We start from the raw sequence: 1729 nt of genomic DNA on the forward strand, positions 1-1729 counted from the left end.
ATACCAACGAACAGCCCAAAGAATGATTTCACCTTGAAAGTGCCGACCGTGGAAGGGATTCATCTGCTGTATCTCGAAATAAATAAGATATTTAGCTTATCATGTCAGCCTATTTGCAACAGTGCCGTATTCACTCATGTAGTGCGAATCTTTTAAAACGTCTTCAGTGCTTAAATTTTCTTTGGGATCAGAACCACAACAGGATTGAGCGGTATCTTCACAACTGTTTGAAGTGTTACAGCAAGGAGATGAAGATTTTTCTTCTTCCTCTTCACCACAACAGCTAAGCGTATTATTACAATTCTTTGAATTGTTTGCTTCTGCAATTGATGGATGATTTTCTTGTTGAGATTTCTTATCTTTGCATGGTGTTTCTTTACTACATCCACAACCACTCATAATTATACCCATTAAAAAAATTTATAAACTTTGAATATTAGAATCCCTATAGTTACTATAGAGTCAAGATTTTTTGGAAATACCAACTCAATGCATTTAAAAATTGGTGAACTCTCTAAAAAAACCTCATGTTCAGTATTAACAATTAGGTTTTATGAAAAGGAAGGTTTAATTCCGGAACCGGAAAGAACGGAAGGAAATTACCGCCTTTACGATGTAGGCTATGTTGAGCGAATTAAGTTTATTTTAAATTGCCGAACTTTAAATATGAGTTTGAATGAAATTCGTCAATTACTCACCTATAAAGACAAACCTGAGAAAAATTGTTCAGATGTGAATGAATTAATTGACTTACATGTCAGTGCTATCAGGGAAAATATAATCAAGCAACAAAAGCTTATTGAACAATTATCTGATTTAAGAGGTACTTGTGATGGTTTATGTACAATTGACCAATGTGGAGTTCTAAAAAATCTAGCTTGATTATCTAGACCTATGCTTTTTTCAAAAACTCTGTATATCTTTACTTAAGGCTGCAAAAGGTTTAAGGTTACTCAAATTCTGTGATCAGATCTTTGATAGATCTGGACAGCTTCTTATTGGTGTTTTAAATACAGATTTGTGTATGAAGAGAAAAACATTTCTAATCCAGATATTGGTACTCTTATTCACATTCCAGAATATTTGGAGTGTGGCAGAGGCTGCGTGTCTGCATGAAATGCCAAACATACCCAATTCAATACTCTCTAATCCAATCGATTTAGACGAAAAGAGTGATAGTCCTAGTCAAGCACTTTATTCCCTAGAAAACTATAAAGAAATCTATGACTATTGTCAGAAGGTTTGTTTTAACGAAAAGTGCAGTCATTTCTCAAATACAATCGTGATTCAGATTGACCCACCCGATGATCTGAAGCTTAAAGCTAATTTTGAGACCGGCATTACCCCAACTTATTTGGGAATAACTTTTTATAAATCCCCTTATCTGAATCAATTAACCCCGCCTCCCGATTTGCCCCTACTATTGGTGGGGTAGTCTTATAAAAGCCCACCACTCCTAATTTCATTATGCGTGGGGCATTTTCATGTCAAAAAACAAATTACATCAGGATACCTCCATCCTGAATTTATCCTGGTCAGCATTCCGTACAGGTGTCTTGCTATCCGCAATGATCAGCTTGAGTACTTCTGTAGTCGCCAGTACTCAAGATTTAACGCTGCGACAAGCCATTGATCAGGTCAACCAGTATCAAGCGTCCCAAAATTTCTGGGAAACGCAAAACAGCATTAATGCCACGAATCTTCAGCAAAGTAAGCTGTTTAAAAATCC

Annotated in this window: 2 protein-coding genes and 2 pseudogenes; 3 read left to right on the plus strand and 1 reads right to left on the minus strand. The window is 36.0% G+C overall.

Features of this window, described 5'->3' with window-relative positions; genetic code table 11:
• Nucleotides 1-126 precede the first annotated feature (126 nt).
• Nucleotides 127-399, minus strand: a pseudogene (locus FTU45_RS15235) (cation transporter); the annotation flags it as partial.
• 90 nt (nt 400-489) lie between these two features.
• On the opposite strand from FTU45_RS15235, the gene cadR reads away from it, so the two are divergent.
• The 3 genes and pseudogenes from cadR to FTU45_RS15250 form a co-directional block, all read left to right on the plus strand.
• Complete coding sequence (cadR, locus tag FTU45_RS15240) at nt 490-882, plus strand: Cd(II)/Pb(II)-responsive transcriptional regulator (protein WP_000550240.1); 393 nt, start codon at nt 490-492, stop codon at nt 880-882.
• Nucleotides 883-1024: 142 nt separating this feature from the next.
• Nucleotides 1025-1435: a hypothetical protein gene (locus tag FTU45_RS15245; protein WP_159516819.1), complete on the plus strand. Its 411-nt coding sequence runs from the start codon at nt 1025-1027 to the stop codon at nt 1433-1435.
• Nucleotides 1436-1484: 49 nt separating this feature from the next.
• A pseudogene (locus FTU45_RS15250) lies at nt 1485-1729 on the plus strand (TolC family protein); the annotation flags it as partial.

It is taken from the genome of Acinetobacter sp. YH12106, from assembly GCF_013418995.1.
GTDB classification, from domain to species: Bacteria; Pseudomonadota; Gammaproteobacteria; order Pseudomonadales; family Moraxellaceae; genus Acinetobacter; species Acinetobacter pseudolwoffii.

What these genes read in the sequence shown, in the direction of transcription:
- cadR (WP_000550240.1), top strand. Translation starts at nt 490, where the DNA reads ATGCATTTAAAAATTGGTGAACTCTCTAAAAAAACCTCATGTTCAGTA.
- FTU45_RS15245 (WP_159516819.1), top strand. Translation starts at nt 1,025, where the DNA reads ATGAAGAGAAAAACATTTCTAATCCAGATATTGGTACTCTTATTCACA.